This window comes from Flexivirga oryzae (assembly GCF_014190805.1).
In the GTDB taxonomy this organism is placed as follows: domain Bacteria; phylum Actinomycetota; class Actinomycetes; order Actinomycetales; family Dermatophilaceae; genus Flexivirga; species Flexivirga oryzae.
This window is the reverse complement of record NZ_JACHVQ010000003.1, coordinates 255,663-281,083: the sequence shown is the minus strand read 5'-3', so window position 1 is coordinate 281,083 and position 25,421 is coordinate 255,663. Positions and strand designations below refer to the sequence as shown.

At 70.1% G+C, this 25,421-nt stretch carries 21 protein-coding genes; 18 read left to right on the top strand and 3 right to left on the bottom strand.

What is annotated here, in order from left to right; all coding sequences use genetic code 11:
* Nucleotides 1–42: 42 nt before the first annotated feature.
* The 3 genes from FHU39_RS25255 to FHU39_RS18260 are packed head-to-tail and all read left to right on the top strand — an operon-like array spanning nt 43 to nt 860.
* On the top strand, nt 43–183 hold the full coding sequence (locus FHU39_RS25255; RefSeq protein ID WP_425484797.1) for a hypothetical protein: 141 nt from the start codon (nt 43–45) through the stop codon (nt 181–183).
* Between the two features lie 9 nt (nt 184–192).
* Nucleotides 193–435 carry a CopG family transcriptional regulator gene (locus FHU39_RS18265; RefSeq protein WP_183322134.1) on the top strand — a complete coding sequence of 81 codons (243 nt, stop codon included), beginning with the start codon at nt 193–195 and terminating at the stop codon, nt 433–435.
* Complete coding sequence (locus FHU39_RS18260; protein WP_183322133.1) at nt 432–860, top strand: TA system VapC family ribonuclease toxin; 429 nt, start codon at nt 432–434, stop codon at nt 858–860. The genes FHU39_RS18265 and FHU39_RS18260 overlap by 4 nt, the downstream gene beginning before the upstream one ends.
* Before the next feature lie 15 nt (nt 861–875).
* On the opposite strand, the gene FHU39_RS18255 is transcribed toward FHU39_RS18260, so the two are convergent.
* Nucleotides 876–2,087 carry a PucR family transcriptional regulator gene (locus FHU39_RS18255; protein ID WP_183322132.1) on the bottom strand — a complete coding sequence of 404 codons (1,212 nt, stop codon included), beginning with the start codon at nt 2,085–2,087 and terminating at the stop codon, nt 876–878.
* A gap of 97 nt (nt 2,088–2,184) precedes the next feature.
* Between FHU39_RS18255 and FHU39_RS18250 the strand changes: the two genes are divergently transcribed.
* Genes FHU39_RS18250 through FHU39_RS18220 form a run of 7 tightly spaced genes read left to right on the top strand, consistent with a single transcriptional unit; the run spans nt 2,185 to nt 12,557 of the window.
* Nucleotides 2,185–3,042 carry a squalene/phytoene synthase family protein gene (locus FHU39_RS18250; RefSeq protein ID WP_183322131.1) on the top strand — a complete coding sequence of 286 codons (858 nt, stop codon included), beginning with the start codon at nt 2,185–2,187 and terminating at the stop codon, nt 3,040–3,042.
* A 1-nt stretch (nt 3,043) separates the two neighbouring features.
* Nucleotides 3,044–3,904, top strand: coding sequence for a presqualene diphosphate synthase HpnD (hpnD, locus tag FHU39_RS18245; protein WP_183322130.1), 861 nt, complete (start codon nt 3,044–3,046; stop codon nt 3,902–3,904).
* Nucleotides 3,901–6,309 carry a hydroxysqualene dehydroxylase HpnE gene (gene hpnE / locus FHU39_RS18240; RefSeq protein WP_183322129.1) on the top strand — a complete coding sequence of 803 codons (2,409 nt, stop codon included), beginning with the start codon at nt 3,901–3,903 and terminating at the stop codon, nt 6,307–6,309. The genes hpnD and hpnE overlap by 4 nt, the downstream gene beginning before the upstream one ends.
* 5 nt (nt 6,310–6,314) lie before the next feature.
* Nucleotides 6,315–8,270 (top strand): squalene--hopene cyclase, encoded by a 1,956-nt coding sequence (shc, locus tag FHU39_RS18235; protein WP_183322128.1) that lies wholly within the window; start codon nt 6,315–6,317, stop codon nt 8,268–8,270.
* On the top strand, nt 8,267–9,739 hold the full coding sequence (gene ispH, locus FHU39_RS25070; RefSeq protein ID WP_221185675.1) for a 4-hydroxy-3-methylbut-2-enyl diphosphate reductase: 1,473 nt from the start codon (nt 8,267–8,269) through the stop codon (nt 9,737–9,739). The genes shc and ispH overlap by 4 nt, the downstream gene beginning before the upstream one ends.
* A complete protein-coding gene (gene hpnH, locus FHU39_RS18225) occupies nt 9,739–10,743 on the top strand; it encodes an adenosyl-hopene transferase HpnH (protein ID WP_221185674.1) in 1,005 nt (334 codons plus the stop codon). Before ispH ends, hpnH begins: the two co-directional genes overlap by 1 nt.
* A complete protein-coding gene (locus FHU39_RS18220; RefSeq protein ID WP_183322127.1) occupies nt 10,743–12,557 on the top strand; it encodes a 1-deoxy-D-xylulose-5-phosphate synthase in 1,815 nt (604 codons plus the stop codon). The genes hpnH and FHU39_RS18220 overlap by 1 nt, the downstream gene beginning before the upstream one ends.
* A 134-nt stretch (nt 12,558–12,691) precedes the next feature.
* On the opposite strand, the gene FHU39_RS18215 is transcribed toward FHU39_RS18220, so the two are convergent.
* Both FHU39_RS18215 and FHU39_RS18210 read right to left on the bottom strand, forming a co-directional pair.
* Complete coding sequence (locus FHU39_RS18215) at nt 12,692–13,093, bottom strand: hypothetical protein (protein WP_183322126.1); 402 nt, start codon at nt 13,091–13,093, stop codon at nt 12,692–12,694.
* Nucleotides 13,094–13,161: 68 nt separating this feature from the next.
* Complete coding sequence (locus FHU39_RS18210) at nt 13,162–14,694, bottom strand: CCA tRNA nucleotidyltransferase (protein ID WP_343065991.1); 1,533 nt, start codon at nt 14,692–14,694, stop codon at nt 13,162–13,164.
* Between the two features lie 114 nt (nt 14,695–14,808).
* On the opposite strand from FHU39_RS18210, the gene FHU39_RS18205 reads away from it, so the two are divergent.
* From FHU39_RS18205 to trxB, 8 genes are all read left to right on the top strand, one after another.
* Nucleotides 14,809–15,294: an NUDIX hydrolase gene (locus tag FHU39_RS18205; RefSeq protein WP_183322125.1), complete on the top strand. Its 486-nt coding sequence runs from the start codon at nt 14,809–14,811 to the stop codon at nt 15,292–15,294.
* The gene (locus FHU39_RS18200; RefSeq protein ID WP_183322124.1) at nt 15,242–17,698 is read left to right on the top strand and encodes a DUF6049 family protein; all 2,457 of its coding nucleotides are present in this window, start codon (nt 15,242–15,244) and stop codon (nt 17,696–17,698) included. The genes FHU39_RS18205 and FHU39_RS18200 overlap by 53 nt, the downstream gene beginning before the upstream one ends.
* On the top strand, nt 17,695–19,554 hold the full coding sequence (gene murJ / locus FHU39_RS18195) for a murein biosynthesis integral membrane protein MurJ (RefSeq protein ID WP_183322123.1): 1,860 nt from the start codon (nt 17,695–17,697) through the stop codon (nt 19,552–19,554). Before FHU39_RS18200 ends, murJ begins: the two co-directional genes overlap by 4 nt.
* A gap of 18 nt (nt 19,555–19,572) precedes the next feature.
* Nucleotides 19,573–21,015 carry a hypothetical protein gene (locus tag FHU39_RS18190; RefSeq protein ID WP_183322122.1) on the top strand — a complete coding sequence of 481 codons (1,443 nt, stop codon included), beginning with the start codon at nt 19,573–19,575 and terminating at the stop codon, nt 21,013–21,015.
* A gap of 147 nt (nt 21,016–21,162) precedes the next feature.
* The gene (locus FHU39_RS18185; RefSeq protein ID WP_183322121.1) at nt 21,163–22,914 is read left to right on the top strand and encodes a hypothetical protein; all 1,752 of its coding nucleotides are present in this window, start codon (nt 21,163–21,165) and stop codon (nt 22,912–22,914) included.
* Nucleotides 22,911–23,468, top strand: a complete 558-nt coding sequence (sigM, locus tag FHU39_RS18180) for an RNA polymerase sigma factor SigM (RefSeq protein ID WP_183322120.1) — start codon at nt 22,911–22,913, stop codon at nt 23,466–23,468. Before FHU39_RS18185 ends, sigM begins: the two co-directional genes overlap by 4 nt.
* A gap of 141 nt (nt 23,469–23,609) precedes the next feature.
* A complete protein-coding gene (locus FHU39_RS18175; protein ID WP_183322119.1) occupies nt 23,610–24,320 on the top strand; it encodes a hypothetical protein in 711 nt (236 codons plus the stop codon).
* Between the two features lie 129 nt (nt 24,321–24,449).
* A complete protein-coding gene (gene trxB, locus FHU39_RS18170) occupies nt 24,450–25,421 on the top strand; it encodes a thioredoxin-disulfide reductase (protein WP_183322118.1) in 972 nt (323 codons plus the stop codon).

Below are 25,421 nucleotides of genomic sequence, written 5' to 3'. Positions count from 1 at the left end.
TCATCAGATGACATCGGACCGCGCTCTCCCGAATACCGCGGAGTGTTCTCCGTGTGGTTGCTCGGCACGTTGTTCGGTGCCGCCTTCATCTCGCTGATCGCCGGGATCCTCGGCGGCCATGGACGTCTTCGACCCGCGGGCCACCGCACCAGTGATGCGCATAACCCGCATCATTGGTGCTAAGCTTGTCACATGCGTACCACCGTCCGGCTCGACCCCGAAGTGCACGCGGCAGCGGAGCGCCTGCGTCGCGAGCGCGGCATCGGCCTGGGTGAGGCGGTCAACGAGCTGGCCAGAGCCGGTCTGGACCGGCAGGGCGTCGAGCAGACTCCGTTCGTGCAACGGACCGCGCCACTCGGCGCACGGATCGACATCTCGAACATCGCAGACGTCCTGGAGCTGCTCGATGAGACCGAGGAGTCATCCGACTCGTGATCGTCGACGCGAACGTGCTCATCTACGCCGTGGACGAGACGTCCGTACACCACCGGTCGGCAAAGGCGTGGCTCGAAGATGCCCTCAACGGTCCTGCCCGCGTTGGCCTGCCGTGGGTATCGCTGATCGCGTTCCAACGGATCACCACCCATCCCCGGGTGATGATCCATCCGCTCCGGGCCGCCGAGGCGTGGTCATTCGTGCAGAGTTGGGTGGATGCCGAGAACGCTTGGATAACTGTCCCCGGGCCCCGCCATGGCGACATCCTGCGGCGCTTCATCCTCGACGGCGACGTCCGCGGAAATCTCGTCACCGACGCGCACCTGGCTGCTCTCGCGATCGAACACGGCGTCGGTCTCTGCTCGTTCGACAGTGACTTCGCGCGGTTCGCGGATCTGCCCTGGTTCAATCCCGCTCAGGGTTGAGCAGTGTCGCGCTGATCAGTCCTCCGGGGGCGCACCCCACACCAGCGCCAGGAACAGCTGCGCGCGTTGATCCGGGTCGTCCAATGCATCGCCGAACACACCGCGCAACTGGTCGAGACGGTAACGGACGGTCTGCGGGTGGATGTGCAACTCCTTCGCGACGGCCGCGCGAGAGCCGAAGTGACGCAGCCAGCTGGCCAGCGTCTCGGTGAGACGCTCCTGGCTGCCCGCCGGCAGCTTGTCCATCGGGGCAAGGACCCGAGAACGCAACGCTGCCAACAGTTCCGGGTTGCGGTGCACGAGCAGCGTGTCGATGTGTTCGGGCACGAAGATCATCCGGTCGGGCAACACGCCCGCGCCCTGCAGGCGCCGCGCGCCACGGGCGACCCGCATGCTGCGGCGGGCCTCGGTGACCGCGACCGGGGGGCCGACCACCGCCGGCACTTCACCCAGTGCACGCTGCAGCCGCGGTCCGATCCCGGCCACCCACGGCACCAACCAGCCGACGACGTCACCGACGTGCACGACCAGCCACTCCGGATCCAGCCGCGGCCGAGTGGCCAGCGGCGGGTCGTCCTGGTCGCGCAGCAGCACGAACGCCAACTCGTCCGGCACCGCCCACCCCGCCTGATCGGCCGCCAGCAGCACCGCATTGCGGTCCGGCATGGTCGACATCAGCAGACCGGACAACTCGCCGCGAGCCCGGTGCGACACCAGGCCGCGCTCGGACTGCTCGCGCACGTAGCCGTCGGTGGTCCGTGCCGAGATGTCGTGGGTCAGCATGAACAGCGTCTCCGCCAGCCGCGACAGCCGCCGGGTGTCGAGCCCGACGTCCATCGCCTCGCGGGAGATGTGCGCCCAGGCCACCCTGGCGCCGGCCTGGTATGCCGTGAGGATGCCGTTCAGGTCGCGGCCCTGCTGGAACTGCGCGCGTCCCAGCTGGTCGAACATCGCGACCAGCAGCGGGTCCAGCTCCGGCGCCACCACCGGCTGCTCGAGGGCTTCACCGCTGATCGTCGCGAGCAGCCGGGGCACCACCTGGTCCGCGGCGTCCGACAGCGAAGTGCCCCGTTCCGACGCGAAGGCCAGACAGGCGGGCCACAACATCTCGAGTTCCTCGGCGACCGCCGCCATGATCTCAGCGAAGCGAGCGTGCAGACGTGACTGCAGGATCCGCAGCTCGGGCGGCGGTCCCGCGACCCCGGCGACCTTCAACGTCTGCCCCATAACACTCAGGTCTATCACTTGATGACAAACAATCTCCGGTTATGTCACACCTTCCGGTGCAGCGCCCCCGGACCCATTCACGGGAGGATGGAAGCAAATGATCGGAGCCGCCTCATCCCCCGACGTCGCCACGGCGGACGTCGCACCCGGTGCAGCGACCGAGAACTTCCCGGTTGCGCTGCGGATCCTGCCTGTTCGCTACCGGGACGCGCTGCTCGTGATCTACCGGGTGGCACGGACGATCGACCAACTCGGAGACGCTGCTCCCGGTGATCGGGTGGCGGCACTGACCGCCTTCCGGGCGGACCTGCACCGGTTGCGCGACGGGGGACAGCCATCGGAACAGGTGCTGCGTGACCTTGCGCCACAGGTGACGCGGTTTGCCCTGCCACTGCAGTGTTTCGACGATCTCATCGAGGCCAACCTGATCGACCAGCGCGTCACCCGGTACGCCGACTTCGACGCACTGCTGGACTACTGCGCGTTGTCCGCACACCCGATCGGCCGGTTGGTGCTCGCCGTCTTCGGGCAGTCGACACCCGCTCGCGTGGGGTGGAGCGACTCGGTCTGCGCCGCCCTGCAGGTGCTGGAGCACTGCCAGGACGTCGTCGAGGACCATGCCGCCAGCCGCGTCTACCTGCCCGCCGACCAACTCGCCGAGGCCGGGCTCACCGACACCACCATGCTGCGGCCGGCGAATACTCGTGCGCTGCGCGGCGTCGTGCTGCGCCAGGTCGCCACTGCACGCGAACTGCTCGACGCCGGCACGCCGCTCGTCGGGCAGTTGCGCGGCTGGGCACGCATCGCCGTCGCCGGGTATGTCGCCGGCGGCCTCGCCACCGCGGACGCGATCGACCACACCGGCGGCGACATCGTCACCGACGCTCCGGTCAAGCCGTCCCGAATCACCACGCTGCGACACGGCATTCGGTTGCTGCTGACAAGGAGGGCGTGAAGTGTCGATCGACGAGGCGTTCGCAACGGCGGAGCAGGTCACCCGCAGCGAGGCACGCAACTTCTACTACGGCATCCGGCTGCTGCCGGTGCGCAAGCGCCAGGGACTGTGCGCGCTCTATGCCCTCGCACGTCGCATCGACGACATCGGTGACGAGCAGGCCCCGCTGGAACAGAAGCGCGCCGCACTGTCCTTGGTGCGCAAGGAGTTGTCCGACATCGACTCCGCGACCGACCCAGTACTGGCCGCCGTCGCCGAGACAGCGCGGCGTTTCCCGGTGCCGCTGGACGCGTTCGACGAGCTCATCGACGGCGTCGAGATGGATCTCGCCGGCGCCAGCTACGAGACGTTCGACGACCTGCGCATCTACTGCCGCTGCGTGGCCGGCTCGATCGGCCGGCTCTGTCTGTCGATCTTCGGCAACGGCACCGATCCACGCGCCCCGCAATTCGCCGATCAACTCGGAATCGCGTTGCAGCAGACCAACATCCTGCGCGACATCCGCGAAGACCTCCTGCTCGGTCGGGTGTACCTGCCCCGCGCGGAGCTGGACGAGTTCGGTGTCCGGTTGCAGCTGGACGACGAGGGCACGCTGCACGATCCGGATGCGCGGCTCGCGACATACATCGGGTTCGCGGCGGAGCGGGCCCAGCACTGGTACGAGCTCGGTCTGCGGCTGCTGCCCGAGCTCGACCACCGCAGCGCTGCATGTTGCGCGGCCATGTCGGGCATCTACCATCACCTGCTGGTGCGCATCCAGGCGAACCCGACCGTCGTCTACGACCGTCGAATGTCGTTGCCCGCCCACGAAAAGGGGCGTGTGGCGCTCACCGCGCTCGCCAAGGCGGTGCTGCCCGTATGACGGGGCGTGCCCAGGTCAGGGTCTGCGTGGTCGGCGGCGGCCTCGCGGGGATCACCGCCGCCCTGGAGCTGGCCGACGCAGGCTGTGAAGTGACCCTGCTGGAGTCCCGCGCCCGGCTCGGCGGGCTGACCCATTCCTTCCGGCGCGGCGACCTGTGGGTGGACGGCGGGCAGCACGCGTTCCTGCGCTGCTGCACCGACTACCTCGGGCTGCTCGATCGCCTGGGTGTCCGGCACCTGACCTACCTGCAGGACCGACTCGACGTGCCCATCGCCAGTGAGGCATCTGCGACGCGGACACACCTGCGCCGCAACGACTTACCCGCCCCGTTGCACCTCAGCGGGTCACTGCTGCGGCACCGGTGGATGCCGCTGCGCCAACGATTGCTGGTCGGCCGGATCGCGCTCGCGTTGGGCAGGATCGACCCGGACGATCCGACAGTCGACGAGCAGACGTTCGGGGGCTGGCTGCGGTCCAAGGGCGCCGACAACCGGTCGATCGAAGTGCTCTGGGAGCTGATCGGCAAGGCGACGCTCAACGCCGACGCGGACCACTGCTCGTTGGCCCTGGCGGCAACGGTGTTCCAGCTCGGCATGCTCCAGGACAAGGGCGCCTCCGACCTCGGCTGGGCACGGGTCCCGTTGCAACAGCTACACGGAGACGCCGCCGAGCGTGCGCTGGCCGCAGCCGGATGTACGGTCCGGTTGCGCGGCAAGGTCAGCGCGATCGTTCCTGGTGACTCCGGGGTCGAGGTCACCACCGCAACCGATACGCAGCGGTACGACGCGCTCGTCAGCGCCGTCCCCCCTGCGGCGCTCGAACGCCTCCTCGATCCCGCCGTCCTCGGGCTGCCCTCCGACATCGCCGCGCGGCTCGGCCTGTCCCCGATCATCAACGTCCACCTGGTCCTCGACCGACCGGTCATGGACACCGATTTCGTGGCCGCAGTGGACAGCCCGCTGCAATGGGTCTTCGACCGCACCGCAGCAGCGGGCCTGCAGGAGGGGCAGTACGTCGCCGTGTCGATCTCCGCGGCCGACGACCTGATCGGGTTGACCAACGCCGAGCTGCGGGACTGGGCGATGCCGCACCTGCGCGCACTACTGCCCGGCCTGGCCGAGGCCGAGGTGCGCGACTTCTTCGTGACCCGTGAACCGGAGGCGACCTTCCGCGCGGCGCCGGGCAGTGCGCGCTGGCGGCCAGGGGCCAGGACGGCCTGGCCGAGGCTCGCGCTGGCCGGCGCGTGGACGGCCACCGGATGGCCCGCGACCATGGAAGGCGCTGTGCGCAGTGGTCATTCGGCTGCACAGGTCGTGTTGGACGGCCACTTCCACCCCGCCATCACAACGGAGGGACCCCGCATGAGCACCCCACAGCACTCTCCTTCACCCCGCACCGCCGACAGCGAGCTCGGCAGGGCGCAGGAGCTGACCCGCACCCTCGTCAACCCCGCACTCCACAAGGCCGTCGACACGCTCGACGGTCAGGAGCGGCTGGTCGTGGCCTACCACCTGGGCTTCGTCGACACGCACGGCAACCCGGTCGCCGAGGACGGCGGCAAGAAGCTGCGGCCGACCCTCGCGCTGCTCGGAGCCGCGGCCCTCGGAGTCGAGCCGGCGCACGTCGTCAGCGCCGCCGCCGCGGTGGAGCTGGTGCACAACTTCTCCCTCGTGCACGACGACATCATGGATCGCGACCGCACCCGACGGCACCGCGAAACGGTGTGGTCGGTCTGGGACGATGCGACAGCGATCCTGGCCGGGGATGCCTTACAAACACTGGCATTCGAGACCATGCTTGCCGACCCCAGCCCGCACGCCGCGGCCGCCGCGCACCTGCTGGCCACCACGACCCGTGAGCTGATCCACGGGCAGATGCTCGACATGGACTTCGAGACGCGCAGCCACGTCTCACTGGCCGAGTGCCGGACGATGGCCGCCGCCAAGACCGGGGTCCTGTTGTCCTGCAGCGCCGAGCTCCCGGCGGTGCTCACCGGTGCCGGCCGGGAGCGACGTGCCGCGCTGGCGGCATACGGACGCGGTGTCGGCGCGGCCTTCCAGCTCGTGGACGACCTGCTCGGCATCTGGGGTGACCCGGAGACGACCGGCAAGTCCAACCACTCCGACCTGCTGGCGAAGAAGCGCTCGCTTCCGATCAGCTGGGCCCTCGAACAACCGGGTAGTGACCCGATCGCCCAGTGGTTCTCGTCCGGAGAAACCACGGACAGCGAACTACGCCGGATCGCAACCGAGCTCGACAATCTCGGCGCACGCGACTGGTGCCGCAGCAGCGCGGACCAGGCGGTCGAGGGAGCGATATCGGCGCTCCACGGAGTCGACTTCGACCCCGCCGCGGTCGCTGGACTCACCGAAATGGCGCACTACGTCGCCGGAAGGGAAGTCTGAATCCCATGACAGAGACGCTGGCCGACACCAGCTCGGGAGGCACTGCCGACGTGGCGCGGTCCACGCTGGAACGTGCGGTGCAACGACTACGCGACCTGCAGTTGCCGAGCGGTGCGTGGAAGGGCGAGCTCGAGACCAACGTGACGATGGATGCCGAGGACATGATGTTGCGCGTCTTCCTGGGCATCGACACCGAGGAGACCCGCGACCGGACCGCCTGCTGGATCCGCAGCAAGCAACGGGCCGACGGCACCTGGGCGACGTTCGCGGGCGGACCCGGTGACCTGGCGACCACGGTCGAGGCGTGGATCGCGCTCCGCATGGCCGGAGACAAGCCGAATGCCGAGCACATGCTGCTCGCCCGTGAATTCATCGTCGGTGCAGGTGGGTTGGAGCAGACCAGGGTCTTCACCCGCATCTGGTGTGCGCTGTTCGGTTGGTGGGACTGGAAGGACCTGCCGAACATGCCGCCGGAGTTGATGTATCTCGGTAGGCGGGTCCCGCTGAACATCTACGAGTGGGGGTGCTGGGCCCGGCAGACGATCGTGCCGCTCACCGTCGTCGGCACGGTGCGTCCCGTGCGCCCGATGCCCTGGAACCTCGACGAGCTGCGCACCGGATCGACACCACCACGGCCGTCGGGTTTCAACATTCCCAACGCTTTCCAGCAGGCCGACAAGGTGCTGCACCTCTACGACAAGCACGCGATCGGCCCGGTGCGCCGCAACGCGCTGCGCCGAGCCGCCGAGTGGATCATCGCCCGCCAGGAGGCGGACGGTGGCTGGGGCGGCATCCAGCCGCCCTGGGTCTACTCGATCCTCGCCCTGCACGCCCTCGGCTACCCACTGGAGCACCCCGTGCTGCAGGCCGGCATCGCCGGCCTCGACGGTTTCACCATCACCGAGGACACCCCGGACGGCCCGATCCGCCGGCTCGAGGCCTGCCAGTCACCGGTGTGGGACACCGGGCTCGCCCTCAACGCGCTGCTGGATGCCGGTGTGGATCCACACGATCCGGCACTGCGCAAGGCCGGCGAGTGGTTGCTGGACGAGCAGATCACCACGGCCGGTGACTGGACGGTGCGCCGCCCGAAACTGCCGTCCGGCGGGTGGGCGTTCGAGTACGCCAACGACGTCTACCCGGACACCGACGACAGCGCGATCATCGTCATGGCGTTGCGCCGGGTGATGACCCACCGGGGTCCGCTGCAGCAGCAGGCGGTGTCACACGGGATCGCCTGGACCGCCGGCATGCAGTCCAAGGACGGTGGCTGGGGGGCCTTCGACGCCGACAACACCAGTCGGTGGCCCGCCCAGTTGCCGTTCTGCGACTTCGGCGCAGTCACCGACCCGCCCTCCGCCGATGTCACCGCCCACGTCGTGGAAATGCTGGCGGCCGACGGACGTTCGGGCGGCGCCCGGTGCAAACGCGGCGTGCAATGGCTGTTGGACCACCAGGAGCAGGACGGCTCCTGGTTCGGCCGCTGGGGCGCCAACCACGTCTACGGCACCGGAGCGGTCCTGCCCGCCCTCGTGGCCGCCGGGGTCAAGCCCGACTCCGCACCGATCCGTGCCGCGGTGCGCTGGCTCGCCGACCACCAGAACGACGACGGCGGCTGGGGCGAGGACCTGCGGTCGTACGACGACCCCGCCTGGATCGGTCGCGGTGAGTCGACGCCGTCCCAGACCGCGTGGGCCCTCATGGCGCTGGTGGCCGCCGGCGAGTTCGGGGCACCGCTGCAACGCGGCATCTCCCATCTCGCCGAAACCCAGCGGCCGGACGGCGGCTGGGACGAACGCAAATTCACCGGCACCGGCTTCCCGGGCGACTTCTACATCGCCTACCACCTCTACCGTCTCGTCTTCCCGGTCTGGGCACTCGGCCGGGCGGTCCGCGCCCTCGACTGGCACAACCGTGGTGGCTCTCGGCACCGCGAACGAACCTCCGGGGGATCGTCGTGAGCGAGCGAGGGCAGGTCCTGACACCCCTGCGCATCGAGCGGATGGCGGTGGAGCACGGGATGCGCCGTGCGCCATACGTTTCCGGTCGCGGCCCGGACGGGCGTCCACCGCGCACGGATGTGCCGACCGTCGTCGCCGGCGTCGCCGGTGCGCTGTCCCCGGACGTTCGCCCGGCCGACCTGGTCGTTGCCGACCGGCTCCGCACCGGCGGCGCCGACGTGGCCCTCCCGTCCGCACCGCTGCTCGCCGGCGCACTGCGCCGTGCGGGCCTCACCGTCCACGTCGGTGCCGTGGAGACGGCAGATCACGTGGTGACCGGTGACGAACGGCTCCGGCTCGCCGAGCGGGGTTCACTCGCCGTTGACACCGAGTCCGGCTATCTGGCAATGCAACTCGATCCGCGACAGCTGGCCGTGGTGCGCGCGATCGTCGACACTGCGGACGACCCGTTGGTGCACCCCGGCACCCTCAAGCGGGGTGTGGCGGCACTGCGCACGCTGCGCCGCGCCGCCCCCGTCATACAGGACTGGATGGACGCGTGCGCCGACCGCACGGTCGTCCGAGCCGAGCCCCAGTCATTCTGCGCCGGCGTCGAGCGGGCGATCGAGATCGTCGAGCGTGCCCTGGCCCGGCACGGCGCACCGGTCTACGTGCGCCGGCAGATCGTGCACAACACACACGTCGTCGCCGAGCTGGAGCGCCGCGGCGCAGTTTTCGTGCAGGAGTTGGAGGAAGTCCCGGAAGGTGCGGTCGCAGTCCTCGCGGCCCACGGAGTCGCACCGTCGGTGCGCGTGCAGGCGATCGAGCGGCGCCTGCAGGTGATCGACGCGACCTGCCCCCTGGTGGCCAAGGTCCACCAGGAGGTGCGCCGCTTCACCGGCGCCGGCCGCACCGTCTTCCTCATCGGGCACGCCGGCCACGAAGAAGTCGTCGGCACCCGCGGCGAGGCCCCGGACCACGTCGTCCTCGTCGAGTCGATCGACGACGCACGAACGGTGCAGGTGCCCGACCCGGACCAGGTCTCCTACGTCATGCAGACGACCCTCTCGGTCGAGGAGGCCGACGAGATCGCTGCCGTGCTGCGCGAACGGTTCCCGGCACTGCAGTCACCCCGACGTGACGACATCTGTTACGCGACCAGCAACCGGCAGCAGGCCATCCGCGACGTCGCCGCGGTCACCGACCTGGTCCTGGTCGTGGGCTCGCCCAACTCATCCAACTCGACACGCCTCACCGAGGTGGCCCGCGCAGCCGGGACCCGTGCCCACCTCGTCGAGGACGCCGCCGCCCTCGACCTGCGCTGGCTACGCGGCGTGCACCGCATCGGTGTCAGTGCCGGCGCATCCGCCCCGCCATCGCTGGTCACCGAGCTCATCGATGCGCTGGCCGCCCTGGGTGACCTCGAGGTCACCCACGTGGGCGGCATCACCGAGACCGTCCAATTCACCCTGCCCCGAGAGGTTGTCTGATGCCACACATGCCGTTCCGCCAGTCCGTTCGCCTCGGGCAGTACCTCGCCAAGCAGAAGCTGCTCCGCCGCGACAAGTTCCCGCTGCTCGTCGAACTCGAGCCGCTGTTCGCCTGCAACCTCGCCTGCGTCGGGTGCGGCAAGATCCAGGAACCGGCCGCGACCCTCAAACAGCGCATGCCGGTCGAGCAGGCCGTCGCCGCCATCGAGGAATGCGGTGCACCGATGGTGTCGATCGCCGGGGGCGAACCCCTGATGCACCCGAAGATCCACGAGATCGTCCAACAGTTGCTGGACCGCAAGAAGATCGTCTTCCTCTGCACCAACGCGCTGCTGATGGAGCGGCACATCGACAAGTTCACGCCACACCGCGACTTCGCCTGGATGGTGCACGTCGACGGCATGAAGGAACGGCACGACGCATCGGTCAGCAAGGAAGGTGGCTTCGAGGCGGCCATCGCCGCGATCAAGCTGGCTCAGTCGCGCGGGTTCCGGGTGATGACGAACACCACTGTGTTCAACAGTGATTCACCCCAGGATGTCATCGACGTGCTCGACTACCTCAACGACGAGATCAAGGTCGACAACATGCAGATCGCGCCCGGGTACGCCTACTGGAAGGCGCCCGACCAGGAGGGCTTCCTCGGCGTGGAGGAGACCCGCGCGCTGTTCTCCAAGGCGTTCGGGCAGGGTCGCCGCAAGAAGTGGCGGCTGAACCACTCGCCGTTGTTCCTGGACTTCCTGGAGGGCAAGGTCGACTACGAGTGCACGCCGTGGGCGATCCCGTCATACAGCCTCAAGGGCTGGCAGCGTCCCTGCTACCTGCTCGACGACGGCTGGGTCTCGACCTACCAGGAGCTGATCGAGGACACCGACTGGGAGGCGTTCGGTCGCGGCAAGGACGAGAGGTGTGCCAACTGTATGGCGCACTGCGGCTACGAACCGACCGCCGTGATCGCGACGATGGGGTCCCTGAAGGAGACCATCCGGGCGGCGGTGGCGTGATGTCCGCGCCGGAGCTGCTGCATCACGTCACCTCTCCCGGTGACCTGAAAGTCCTGCCGGGAGAGGCACTTCCCGAGCTTGCGGCACAGATCCGGCGCCGACTCATCGACGTGGTGACCCGCACCGGCGGCCACCTCGGCCCCAACCTTGGCGTCGTCGAGCTCACCATCGCCATCCACCGCGAGTTCGACGCGCCCAGGGACGCCATCGTGTGGGACACCGGGCACCAGAGCTACGTCCACAAGATCCTCACCGGGCGTGACGACCGGCTCGAGCAGCTGCGCACCGCGGGCGGCATCACCGGCTATCCCTCGCGGGCCGAGAGCAGCTTCGACATCGTCGAGAACTCCCACGCGTCAACGGCTCTGTCGTATGCCGACGGGCTGTCCCGCGGCTTCGAGATGACCGGCCGCAAGCGTCGCGTGGTCGCCGTCGTCGGCGACGGTTCACTGACCGGCGGGATGGCGTGGGAGGCACTGAACAACATCGGCGCGAGTGACCGCCCGGTGATCGTCGTCCTCAACGACAACGGCCGGTCCTACGACCCGACCGTCGGTGCTCTCGCCCGGCACCTGGCCGAGCTACGTGCCGGGACCGCGACATCGAACCTGCTGGAATCATTGGGCTTCGGCTACATCGGCGTCGTCGACGGACACGACTTCCGCGCACTGGACAAGGCGCTGAAGGCAGCCCGGGCCCACACCGGCCCGGTCGTGGTGCACGTCGTGACCCGCAAGGGATGCGGCTACCCACCGGCCGAGCAGGACGAGGCGGACCGGATGCACACCGTCAGCCCGGCGCCCGCGCCGGCCGCCGTCACCGACGACACGACCTGTGAACCGCGAACCGAAGCCTGGACAACGGTTTTCGGCCGGGAGCTCGCCGCGATCGGTGAGGAGCGTGCGGACATCGTCGCACTCACGGCGGCGATGCGGCTGCCGACCGGCCTCGGCGCCTTCGGCGAGCGCTTCCCGCACCGCCTGGTCGACGTCGGCATCGCCGAGCAGCACGCCGTGACATGCGCTGCCGGCCTGGCCACCTCTGGTCTGCACCCCGTCGTGGCGATCTACTCCACGTTCCTCGGTCGTGCCTTCGACCAGGTACTGATGGATGTCGGATTACACCGCCTCCCAGTGACTTTCGTGCTCGATCGGTCCGGCGTCACCGGGCCGGACGGGCCCTCGCACCACGGTATGTGGGACGTGTCGATGCTGCGGGGTGTCCCCGGCATCCGTATCGCCGCTCCGCGCGACAGCGTCCGGCTGCGCGAGCTGCTGCGCGAGGCGTTGGCCCACGAGTCCGGGCCGACGGTCCTGCGCTATCCGAAGGGCAGGGCCCCGGCACCTATCTGCGTGCACACCCGCATCGGGACCGTCGATCTGTTGACACCGCACCAGTCGTGCAGCCAGGTGCTCGTCGTGCCGAGCGGTCCCCTGGCGACCGTGGCTGTGGAGGCGGCCCGACGGCTCGCCGGGATGGGTGTCTCCGCCACGGTGGCCGACCCGCGCTGGATCCACCCGCTCGCACCGGAACTGATGACACTCGTCGCCGACCACCAGGTGGTGATCACGCTGGAGGACAACGCGATCGGCGGCGGGCTCGGGGCGGCACTGTCCATGGCGGCACACCGGGCGGGCCTCGCGACGCGCGTCATACCCATGGGGTTGCCGGTCGAGTTCGTCCCGGTCGGCGAGCGCGCCGACCTGCTGGCCCGCTACGGCCTCGACGCCGAGCACGTCGTCGACACGGTGCTCGCCACCCGGTGGCGCCGGGGCACCAGCAGGGCCGCGGCCGTCTCCCTCGCCAGCACCTGACCCCCACAACCGACCGGCTCAGAAAACACCGACAGGACAAGAAAACCAGCCCGTTTCGAGGCGGTTTTGCTTGTCCTGTCGGTTTTTGCTGAGCCTTTCGCTGAGTGGTGGGCGGGTGGCGGGCGGGGCCGCTGTCAGTGGGCCGGGCCCGCCGCCGGCGGGAGGGCCGCCCGGTGTGCGCCGCCGATCACGCTGCCGAGGTAGGCCGGGGCTCCCACGATGCCGAGCCCGACCACGCCGAGCAGGACCGCGTCACCCACCGAGTCCATCGCCCGGACGGCCGCCGCGACACCGCACACGACCGCCGCGACCGCCCACAACCGCTGCGCCGCCGCGCTCGTCTGCCGGCGCGCGTCCACGAAGGCCCACACGAACGCGACCACCGCGGCAACCACGAGAGGCACCACACCGACACCGATGTCGGCATTTGCTGCCGGATCGTCTCCGTCCAACAGCCAGATGGCGGCACGCAACAGCGCCACCGCCAGAACCATCACAACCACCGCGCGTAGGGCGCCCCCGATCAGTGTTCTCATACTCGCGAACCTAGGACCGCGCGAGCGGCCACGGATCGGTGGAAACACCCCACTACCCCCGGGTAGTTCTACTCAACCTCGGGCTGATCGGCCCACCAGCGCAGCAGTTCCTCGCGCGCTGCGTCCTCACCCACCGGCCCGTTGTCCAGCCGGAACGCGAGCAGGTGCTTGTACGCCCGGCCCAGCACCGGCCCCGGCTTGATGCCGAGAACCTGCGCGATCTGGTTGCCGTCGAGCTCCGGGCGCACCGCGTCCAGCTCCTCCTGCTCCCGCAGCGCGGCGATGCGCACCTCCAGGCTGTCGTATGCCGCCGCCAGCGCGGCCGCCTTGCGGCGATTGCGGGTGGTGCAGTCCGACCGGGTGAGCAGGTGCAGCCGGGGCAGCAGCGGACCGGCGTCGGTGATGTAGCGACGTACGGCCGAATCGGTCCACGGCGAATCGACGGCCCCGGCGACATCGCGGGACGGGACGCCGGGTCCGCCATACCCGTGGAAGCGCAGATGCAGCTCGGTCAGCCGCGCCACCTGCTTGACGGTGTCCTTGTCGAACCGCAGCGCCCGCAGCCGCTTGCGCACCAGCTTGGCCCCGACCATCTCGTGGTGATGGAAGGAGACCCCGCCGCCCTTCTCGAAGCGCCGGGTCGCGGGTTTGCCGATGTCGTGCAGCAGCGCCGCCAGTCGCAACACCAGGTCGGGGCCCGGCACCAGCTCCGGGTGCTCCAGCCCGGGCACCGTGCGCTGCCCCTCCAGCGCCATCGCCTGCTCCAGCACCGTCAGGGAGTGTTCGTAGACGTCCTTGTGGCGGTGGTGCTCGTCGATCTCCAGCCGCAGCGCGGGCAGCTCGGGCAGCACGAAGTCGGCGATACCGGTGTCGACCAGCAGCGCCAGGCCCGCGCGCGGGTCGGGCGCCAGGAGGAGTTTGACCAGCTCGTCGTGCACCCGCTCGGCGGAGATCATCTCGATCGAGCCGGCGAGGTCGGTCATCGCGGCACGCACCCGCGGGTCGACGGTGAAGCCGAGCTGGGCGGCGAACCGCGCGGCACGCATCATCCGCAACGGGTCGTCGCCGAAGGACACCTCGGGCGCCGACGGGGTCATCAGGGTGCGGGCCGCGAGCGCCGCCATCCCGTCGTAGGGGTCGACGAACTGCAGATCGGGCAACCGCAGCGCCATGGCGTTGACGGTGAAGTCCCGCCGCACCAGGTCCTCGGTGAGCGACTCGCCGAAACTGACCACGGGTTTGCGGGTCTGCCGGTCGTAGGCGTCGGCACGATAGGTCGTCACCTCGACGATGTCGTCGCCGCGGCGGGCACCGATGGTGCCGAAGTCGCGGCCGATGTCCCAGGTGGTGTCGGCCCACGGCTTCAGCAGGGCCTCGATCTGGTCCGGGCGCGCCGACGTGGTGAGGTCCAGATCGTGGGAGCGGCGCCCGAGGAAGGCGTCCCGGACCGGTCCGCCGACCAGCGACACCTCGTGGCCGGCGTTCGTGAACAGGTCTCCGAGCGAATGCAACAGCGGCAGGACCGGCGCCAGGTGACCGACGGCACGCCGCTGCAGTGCACCGAAGGAGACCTGTTCGTCGCTGACTGGGGGCTTGGGCACCCCCACAGGGTAGGCGAGCGCGTCACCCGCTCGCCGTCGCACACAGCCATCCACCCGTCAGTCCGATCCTCCGATCAGCCCGGTGCTCGCGCGCATGCGGTTTACAGTGTTGGAATGACCACCTATCCGCCGCGTGCCGACCGCCCCCTGCGGCGGCTGCCTGCGGTGGAGGAGACGTCGGCGGGTGGGGTGATCATCGACGTCGCGGGTGGCTTCGCCTGGATCGCACTCATCGCCCGACACAACCGCGCCGGACGCCTGGAGTGGTGCCTGCCCAAGGGCCACGTGGAGCCGGGCGAGACACTGGTGGAGACCGCGGTTCGCGAAGTGCGGGAGGAAACCGGCATCATCGGACGTGCCCTGGTCACCCTGGGCACGATCGACTATTGGTTCAGCACCCCGCAGTTGCGCATCCACAAGCGGGTCCATCACTACATGTTGGAGGCACTCGGTGGCGAGATCAGCATCGACGGCGACCCCGATCACGAGGCCGTCGACGCGCGCTGGTTCCGGCTGGACCGTGTGCAGCGGAAACTGACCTTCCCCAATGAACGACGCATCGTCCAGACAGCGTGGCAGCACCTGGCCCCGTCGGCATGAGCACCTGGTCGCGCTCTGCGCGGCGCTCCTGACCGCAGCACTGTGCCTGCTGCCGTTCGGCGCCTCACGCGCGGCCGCGGCCGCCGTGTCCAGCACGGTGCGCATCTCGTTGGTCGGCAACGAGCCCGCGGTGTCCGCGTCCGGTCAGGCCGTCATCGTCTCCGGAACGCTCACCAACACCGGGTCGGCCGCGATCGACGACCCGGTGGTGCACCTGTCGATCAACGGCGAGCGCCTGCTCGACACCCGGTCCGCGGCGAACGACTGGATGTCCGGGAAGCTCGATCTACCGGTGCAGCAGGTCGCCACCGGCACCACCGACCCCCTCGCGCCGGGAGCCACGACGTCGTTCGCCGTCACGATCCCGGGCAACAAGCTGAAGTTCTCCTACGGCCTGGCGTCGCTGCCGCTCGCCGTCACGGTCACCGACGGGCGCACGTCGAGCGCCTCCGGGGTCCGTGGCACCGCCCGCAGCACGCTGCACCAGCAGAACGCCACGGTCGACTCGCCGTTGCGACTCACGGTCGTCATACCCCTGACCCTGCCGGCCGACCCCGACCTGTTCGGGCCGTCGGGTGCGACGCGGGCGGCCGCCTGGGAGCGCGCGGTGGGACCCGATTCCCGGGTGCAGCGCCTGCTCGACGCCTTCGCCGGTATGCCGGTGGCCTTCGCGGTGGACCCGGAGCTGCTCGACCCACCGGCGGCCGCGGACGACAACGTGCCGTCCGCCACCCCCACCCCGTCGGGTAGCTCGACCTCCGGGACGCAGCAGTCGGACGGCTCCACCAGCGCGCAGTCGACTGAGGGCACCGAGGATGCCACGACCGCGCCGAACCCGACCAGCACGGCGGCTGCCACGTCCGGCGACGCCACGACCACCGGGACCGCGTCGGGCACCGCAACCGGCGGATCGACCGGTGACGAGAGCCGGACGACGACGTCGGAGTCGCCGTCGTCGTCCTCGTCCAGCAGCACCGCCGCTCCGAACTCCCCGGCCGGACGGATCGCGACGGCGGTCGACGGCCTCGCGCAGCGGCTGGCGGCCCTCGACGACCCGGGGTCGGTCTGGTGGCTTCCCGCGGACGACCCGGACCTGGTGGCACTGGACGCCGCCGGGCGGGACGGCCAGGCGTTGCTGCGCCGCGACCTCACCCGTGCGTTGCCCGACACGGCCACCGACATCAGCACCACCCGCGTCGTCATCCCGGCCGGTGACACGCCCCGTTCGATCGTCACCGCCGCAACCAAGCGGCTGGCCGGTGACGGCCGAGAGGCGATCGCGGTGCTGCCCGACCGGATGTTGCCTGCCGCGTCGGCCGCGGCGACGACTGCCACCCACCGGGCGTCCGGGACCTCCGGGGTGCTGACGTATGACGAGCGCCTGTCCCGACTGTTCGGCGCGTCGTCCACGTCACCAGGGACCCAGACCGGTCGCCTGCTCACCCAGTCACTGGCGATCTACCAGCAGTCGCCCGGCTCCTCCCGGTCCCTGGCCATCCTCGCCCCGCGCACGGGCGGCGCCAACCCGACGGACCTGGCCGCCCGGGTCGGCGCTCTCGAGACGGCTACCTGGCTGCAACTGCGATCGGGGGCCCAGACCGTGAAGTCGCTGCGCTCGGCCCCCCGGGCGACGCTGCTGACGCAGCCGCGCAAGGGCACGCCCTACCCGACGGTCCCTGCCACGGCGATCACGGTGACCGAGCTGCGCGACCTGGACCGGTCCCGGCGCCAGCTGGCCGCCCTGCAGAGTGTGCTGGTCGGCGGCGACGAGGTCCTGCCGCAGCGCACCCAGGCACTCGACATCATCGGCTCCACCCGCTGGCGGGGATCGGTCGCCCGGCTCGCCTCGGTCGCCGACCGCGACGACGCGGCCGTGTCGGCGATGCTGGGCAAACTGTCGATCCGGTCCTCCACCATCAACTTCTTCGCCGACTCGGGCGACATCAGCGTCACGATCGCCAACGACCTCAACCGGCCGGTGCACGGCGTGTTGCTGAACCTGCGGCCGCGCAAGGTCTTCATCCAGGTGACGGACGCGGAGAAGTCGGTCGACGTCGACGCCGGCGCACACGCCGCCACCCGGTTCCACATCAAGGCGGTGGGCGCGGGCACCGTCCCGGTCGACGCCCTGCTGCACGCACCCGACGGCGCACCGCTCGGCCCGCCCGGCGCGCCGTCGCAGCTGAAGATCAACGTTCATCCCACCTCGGGGTGGATCATGTGGGTGCTGGGCGTGCTGGCGGCGCTCGTCCTGGTGATCGGCCTGTGGCGCGCCGTACGCCGTGGCCCCCGCGCCGCGTCGGAGGCGACTCCGGCGGACGAACCGACCCCGGAGGAGACCATCGTCGACGCCGGACCGGGCGCCCCGCAGCCGACCGACGACGAGGGCACAGGAGACCGATGACCGACGAGCGCCGACCCACCCTGGGTCAGCTGTATGCCGAGTCCGGTGCACCGCCGTCCGTCCTGCAGGGTTCACCCGACAGCGGTGCCAGCCTCGGCATGCTCTACTCCGCCTGGATCGGCGAGGACTCCGGGTACCTGCCGCTGCCCGACCCAGACGTCGTACAGGCCCGCAAGGACGCCATCGCCCGCGGCGAGGACCCGGACGCGGCGGGCGGCACCACGGCCCTGCCGGTGCCGGTGCCCGAACCCGCCGCGGAGGGTGGTCTCGGACGGGCCAGCGCGATCATGGCCCTGGGCACCCTGACGTCCCGGGCGCTGGGTTTCCTGCGCACCATCCTGCTGGCCGCCCTGGTCGTCGGTGTGGCCGGCAACGTCTGGGACACCGCCAACACCATCCCCAACCAGATCTACCTGCTGCTGGCCGGCGGCGTGATCAACGCGGTGCTGGTCCCGCAGATCACCCGGGCGCTGAAGGACCCGGACGGCGGCAAGGCCTACACCGACCGGTTGCTCACGCTGGCCATGGCGATCCTGCTGGCCGCGACGGTGATCTTCATGATCGCCTCGCCGCTGGTGTTCAAGCTCGGCTACCTGAACGCGACCGGCGACACCTGGAAACTCGGCATCATCTTCTCGCTGATCTGTATGCCGCAACTGTTCTTCTACGGCCTCTACACGCTGCTCGGTGAGGTGCTCAACGCGCGCAGCAGCTTCGGTCCGCTGATGTGGTCGCCGGTGCTGGCGAACCTGTTCGCCATCGCCGGCATCGGCTGGCTGCTCCTGCAGTACCCGCACCACCCGATCACCGACCCGTCCGCGTGGACCACGCAGATGATCCTGGTCCTGGGTGGCTCGACCACCCTCGGCATCGTCGCCCAGGCGGTGGTGCTGATCATCCCGTTGCGACGCTCCGGGTACACCTGGCGGCCGAACTTCTCCTTCCGCGGTGTGGGACTGCGCAGCACCTCCACGGTCGCCGGGTGGGCGTTCGCCGCGGTCATCACCCAGCAGGCGGGCCTGTTCCTGGTCACCAGCAACATCCTCAACCAGGTGCCGTCGGCCAAGCTCGCCCAGACCAACGCGTTCCTGTTCTTCATGCTGCCGCACTCGCTGATCACGCTCAGCCTGATCACCGTGCTGTTCACCCGAATGTCGCGCGCCGCGCACGAGGGCCGCACCCGCGCGGTCACCGACGACTCCGAGCTGTCGCTGCGGCTGTCGTCCGTCGCCACCATCCCAGCAACCCTCGGCATGCTCGCCATCGCCGGCCCGCTGTGCGGCTTCTTCTACCCGTCCATCTCCACCGCGGTCGAGCGGCAGAGCATCGCACTGCTGATCGGGCTGGTGCCGTTCACCGTGTGCGTCGTCGTCCAGCGTGCCTTCTTCGCCTACGAGGACGCGCGGACACCGTTCATCATGCAGTTGTGGTGCACGATCATCACCGCCGTGCTCGCGGTGCCGTGCCTGCTGCTGCCCGACCCGTGGATCGGCTTCGGGGTCAGCCTCGCCGGATCGATCGCCTACTTCGCCGAGGCGACCATCGGTTTCCGCTCGTTGCGGGCCAAGCGACTGCCGCAGCTGCGCATGGTCGGTGTCATGCAGACGTGGGCCCGGCTGATCGTCGCGTCCGTGCTCGCGCTCGCCGTCACGTTCGCGGTGCGGTGGCTGCTCAGCGAGGTGGTGGGCACCAGCTCACGGGCGACCAACCTCGCCATCCTGGTGCCGACCGCACTCGTCTTCAGTGCTTTGTATGTCGTCTTCGCGCGCCGTCTGCACGTCAGGGAGGTCGAGGAACTCATCGACGCGGTCGGCAGCAAGCTGGGCGGCGCCCGGCGGCTGCTGGGCCGTTCCTGAGCGAACGCCGGAACGCGGGTGGACACCGCCGAGCACGCGAGGGATCGGGCCGCGTGGTGGTTCACCTGCGGGCTATTCTTCGTCCTCTCGCTGCTGACCACGGTCCCGTGGCTGCACCACATCGGCGGGTGGCTCGACGAGGGAGCCACGATGTCGGCCGCGAGCCGGAGCATCGCGGACCTGGTCACGCTGTCCACGCACCACGACGCGGTCCTGGGCACCTACTACGCGACGGTGCACAGCTGGCTGGCGGTCGCCGGCCCGTCGCTCACCTCGGCGCGTGCCCTGTCGGCGGTGTGTCTGGCCGCCGCCACCGTCGCCGTGCTCGACTGCGGCCGGGCCGTCGGTGGCCGGGTGGTCGGCTGCGTGGCCGGCGCCCAGCTGCTCGTCATACCCGGCGTCTCCTGGGCGGGACTGGACGCCCGGCCCACCGCACTGGCCACCCTGTTGCTCGCCGTCCAGTTGCGGCTACTCCTACGGGCTCGCGGCCGGGTGCCCGGGCCCTGGTTCTACGTCGTCTCGGTGATCGCCGGCTGGGTGCAGCTGACGACGATCCTGCAGCTGGTGTGCACGATCAACCGGTCCACCGTGCGGCGCGTGCGGCTGTGGGCGTCGACGGGTCTGGCGGTGCTGTGCGTCATACCCGTGGCGTGGGCGGGGCACCGGCAGTCGGCACAGATCGGCTGGATCGACGACGGCCCGGTGGCGCAGTTGACCTCCGTGTTCGTCGGCAGGTTCGCCGACGCACCCAAGTCGACGACGTTCCTCACCGGCCCGGTCGGCGTGACCAGCGCGGTTCTCGGGGTGGTCTACCTGGCGTTGTGCATCGCGGCGGTGTGGAGACTGCGTTCGCCCGAGGCGCGGCTGCTGGCCGGGTGGGCGTTCGCCCCGGCCGTCCTGGCGGTGCTGGCCGGGCCGCTCACGGGTGGCACCGTGTATCTGGCGCGCTACTTCGCCGCGTCGCTGCCGGCGGCGTTCCTCCTGGTGGGCCTGCTCGCCCGCGACGTCTGGTCGGTTGCCCGGGTACGACACGCCGGCTGCGTCGTCGCGGCCGCCCTGGTCGTCGCGCTGTGCCTGCCGAGCCTCGCGGCGTCCCGGGTCGCCGACGGCAAGTGGGGTGAGGACAGCCGACAGGTCGCCGCCGAGGTCGGGGCCTCGGATGCGCCGGTGATCTGGCTGGGCGACTCGCTGAGCGTCGCGATGACCTACCCGCAGCTGGTCGGTGACACCGCACAGCTGCCGACCAGGGCGTCGGCACTGCGCTCCGACTGGCTCTGGGGCCGGCGGTCCACCACCGGACGGGCCGTCCAGCGGGCGCGGCAACTGCACCGGGCCGTGATCGTCACCCCGACGCGGGACTCCGCGGCGGTCCGCCGGGCGCTGCACCGCGCCGGTTGCGCCGCGACGCACGTGCAGCCGCACCGGCGATATACGGTGCTCGCGGTCTCCTGCGGACGCTGATCCAGGCACCGGGCGCGTGTCCGCACGGGGGCACTGCGGGTCGCCACTTAGTATGTGGGCGGTGTGTCGGTGCCCTCTGCGCCGACACCGATCATCGGCACCGCGTGGCAGCGGTGACCGTCACGGCGAACAGGGAGCCACGAGGCAGTGCAGGCAATCGGCGAGAACACCGTGCTGGCACAGCGCTACACGCTGACCCGCAAGCTGGCCGGGCAGCGTGATCAGGAGCTCTGGATAGCCACCGACGCCACCCTGGACCGAGAGGTCAGCGCGACCGTCTTCTCGGCCGACTCCGTCCACGCCGAGGCCGCACTCGACAGTGCCCGGCGGGCCGCGGGCGTCGAGGACCACCACCTGCCCCGGGTGCTGGACGTCGGTGTCGAGGACGGCACCGCCTATGTCATCTCCGAAGCGCTGCACGGCGCGGAGTCCATCGCGGCCATGGTGCAGTTCGACCCGCTGCCACCGGAGGAGGTGCGCCGGCTGGTCGGCGAGGCGGCGAGCGGGCTCGGCGCCGCAGCGGCACGCGGCCTGCACCACCTGCAACTGACCCCGCACGACATCGTCACCTCCCCGGACGGCGCGGTCTCGGTGCTCGGGCTACCCACCGACGCGGCGCTCGCCGGTGCCGAGGAGCTGTCGTCCGAGGACGCCTCCCGGGCCGACACCGTGGCGCTGGTCCAGATCGCGTACGCCGGGCTGACCGGTCACTGGCCCGGCGACGACCCGGTGCCCGGGGTGCCGGACGTGTCGCGCCGCGCGGACGGTGAGCTACCCGCGCCCAGCGAACTCGCCTCCGGGGTCCCCGGGGACCTCGACGCCCTCTGTCGTACGACGCTCGGCGCCGACGAGGGTCCCCGCACCCCCGGCGAACTCGCCCGGCAGCTGGCGCCATGGTCGTCCGAACGTGTCACCAGTTCCACGCGCCGTACCACCGGCTCCGGCGGACAGTCGGGGGCGGCGACGCTGCGCGCCGTACCCGGTGGTGGCGGCTCCACGACGGCCCCTGCCTCTCCGCCACGGGCACCCGCGGCCGACGCCGAGGACGCCACCGCCGAGGTCCCGGTCAAGACGGCGCTGCCCCGGGCCGCCGCTTCAACGGTGGCCGCGACCATCCCCGAGGGCGACGAAACGGCGCAGATCTCCCGCGCGGACCTGATGAAGGCCCGGGAGCGCACCGCCGCGCCGCCGCCGGCCGATGACGACTGGGATCCCTCGTTCACCGAACTGGAATCACCGGTGCCCGGGCTCGGTGGGCACTTCGAGCCGGACAACCACAGCAGCCGGCTCGCGCTCGCGCTGGTGGTCCTGCTGGTGATCATCGCCGTCGTGTTCGCCGCCATCGGTCTGCAGGGCATCGGCCGGTCGTCCTCACCGGACTCCACCGCTGCGGCGTCCGGCGCCGCGCCGGCCGCGTCGTCGTCGGCCTCCGGCACGACCTCGTCGAGTACGACGGAGTCGGCCCCGGTCGCGGAACCTCTCACGATCAGCCGCGTGACGTCATACGGCATCAACGGCGGGGAGAACAACGCCCTGGCGAAGTACGTCGTCGACGACGATGCGGACACCTACTGGAACACCGGACAGTACGGCGCGGCGGATCTGGGCGGACGCGGCGGTGGCACGGGGCTGCTGATCGATCTCGGCAGCCTCAAAACCCTCAACGACCTCAGAATCACCACGGCGGGCAGCGATTCCACCATCAACGTGTTCGTCAGTGACAAGATCGAGCCGGTGAGTACGCGGCAGCCGGAGACGACACTCAAGGGCAGGGGCACGCAGACAGCGGACCTGCACGGGGTGCAGGCGCGCTACATCACCCTCTGGGTGACCTCGCTGAGCAAGCAGTCGGACGGGGCCTACCAGGAACGCATCAGCAAGGTCGCGGTGTACTCGTGACGAACGTGGCCGAACTCGGCGACCGGGAGCTGCTCGCGGCGCACTGCGCGGGCGACCCCGACGCGTTCGGCGAACTGTTCCGGCGCCACAAGGACCGCATGTGGGCCGTGGCGTTGCGTACGACCCGCGACCCGGAGATCGCTGCCGACGCGGTGCAGGACGGATTCATCTCGGCGTTCCGCCGGGCCGATTCGTTCCGTGGCGACGCACAGGTCACCACCTGGTTGCACCGCATCATCGTCAACGCCTGCCTGGACCGGCTGCGTCGCATCAAGCCCACCTCGGAGCTGCCCGAGTACGACCTGGCCGACCGGTACGACGCGCACTCCAGCACGGTCGTGCGGCTGGATGTGCAGGAAGCACTGGGCAAGATCCCCGAGGGCCAACGGCTCGCGCTGACCCTCGTGGACATGCAGGGTATGCCGGTCGCCGAGGCCGCCGAGGTGCTCGGTGTCGCGGAGGGAACGATCAAATCCCGCTGTGCGCGTGGCCGCACCGCGCTGGCTGCGCTGTTGCGCGATAAGCACGGCGACGGCTACGTGGGCGGTTCATAATGACGAGGGAACCAACCGGTTTCCTCGCTCGTCAGACCCACGACTGATGTTGGTGTCCCCCACAGCCGCCCTGTTCTTCGCAGGCCGGAACCCCGACCGTGCATTCGTCGTCTCAGCTGCTGAACCGATTGGAGGAAAGCCGTGACGACACCTCCCGATGACTTCGAGAACGACCCCACGGGCATGCGTGACCTGCTGCGTTCACTGCCCGACCCCGGGCCGATGCCACAAGACGTGGCCGACCGGATCACTGCTGCCCTCGCCGAGGAGCAGCAGGGGCGATCCGATGCCGACCGCGGCAACGTGACGCCGCTCACCCGCACCGCTCACCCGGCCAAGGGCACGGGCGGTGGGCGTCGCTGGATGCAGGCGGTCGGCGGCCTCGTCGCGGCGGCTGCCGTCGCAGCGGTCGCCGTCGTCGGCGTCAACTCCCTGCGCCACGACAACGCGCCCACGTCCGCGCTACCGCCCGGCTCCACGCAGAGTTCGGTGAGCGGTGACCAGCTCGTCGGCCGCATGCAGGTCCAGTCCACCGGCACCGACTACACGCCCGCGTCCTTCAACACGCAGGCGGCGAGTATGGCGACCGGCTCGGCCAGCGGACAGCCCGATGCCGGGATCCTGACCGAGTTCGGGTCCCTCACCAAGCCGAGCGCGCTGCTCGCGTGTGCGCGTTCCATCGGTGGCTCCCTGCTCAACGACCCGTCGAGCATCAAGGTCGACCTGGCCACCTTCCAGGGCAAGCCTGCAGTGGTCATCGTCGTCACCAACGAGGGGAAGAAGACCGCCTTCGCCGTCTCCTCGACCTGCAGCAAGGGCGACCGGCCCTATGCCGCACCGCGGACGATCTGACGCTCCACCGGTTCGGGTGGCGGGCACGGTCCCGGGTGCGGAACATTCCCCGCCTACCATCTGTTGTGCAATGCGTGCCCTGCTGCACAGCGGGCAGGGCCGTTGTCACCCGAACCGAAGGAAGACTCCGTGAGCGAGCCTCGCAACCTGATCATCATCGGCTCCGGCCCGGCTGGTTACACGGCCGCGGTCTACGCGGCCCGGGCCAACCTTCACCCGTTGGTCTTCGAGGGCTCGGTCACCGCCGGTGGGGCGTTGATGAACACCACAGAGGTCGAGAACTACCCCGGGTTCGCCGACGGCATCATGGGCCCGGAGCTGATGATGCAGATGCGTGAGCAGGCCGAACGCTTCGGTGCCGACCTGGTCCGCGACGACGTCACGGCCGTCGACCTCACCGGTGAGGTCAAACGGGTCACCGACGGTGAGGGCAACGTCCACGAGGCCAAGGCGGTCATCCTGGCCATGGGGTCGGCATACCGCGAACTCGGCCTGGAGGACGAGAAGCGCCTGTCCGGCCACGGCGTGTCCTGGTGTGCCACCTGCGACGGCGCCTTCTTCCGGGACCGGGACATCATGGTCGTCGGCGGCGGGGACTCCGCGATCGAGGAAGCCACCTTCCTGACCCGCTTCGCCACCAAGGTCACCGTGGTGCACCGCCGCGACCAGCTGCGCGCGTCCAGGATCATGGCGGACCGGGCCGCCGCCAACGACAAGATCGACTTCGCCTGGAACAGTCAGATCGTCGGCATCCACGGCGACCCGAAGGTCAGCTCGGTGACCCTGCAGGACACCCGGACCGGAGACACCCGCGACGTCGACACCTCGGCGGTGTTCGTGGCCATCGGGCATCTGCCCCGCAACGAGCTGATCATCGGCCAGGTCGACACCGACGCCGAAGGTTACGTCCTGGTCGGGCAGGACACCACCGCCACCAATCTGCCCGGTGTCTTCGCCTGCGGTGACCTGGTCGACCACACCTACCGCCAGGCCATCACCGCCGCCGGCTCCGGCTGCGCCGCCGCCCTCGACGCCGAGCGATACCTGGCCGACCACGAAGCGTCGACCGCGCCGGAAGCGTCCGCCGCGGTCAGCGTATGA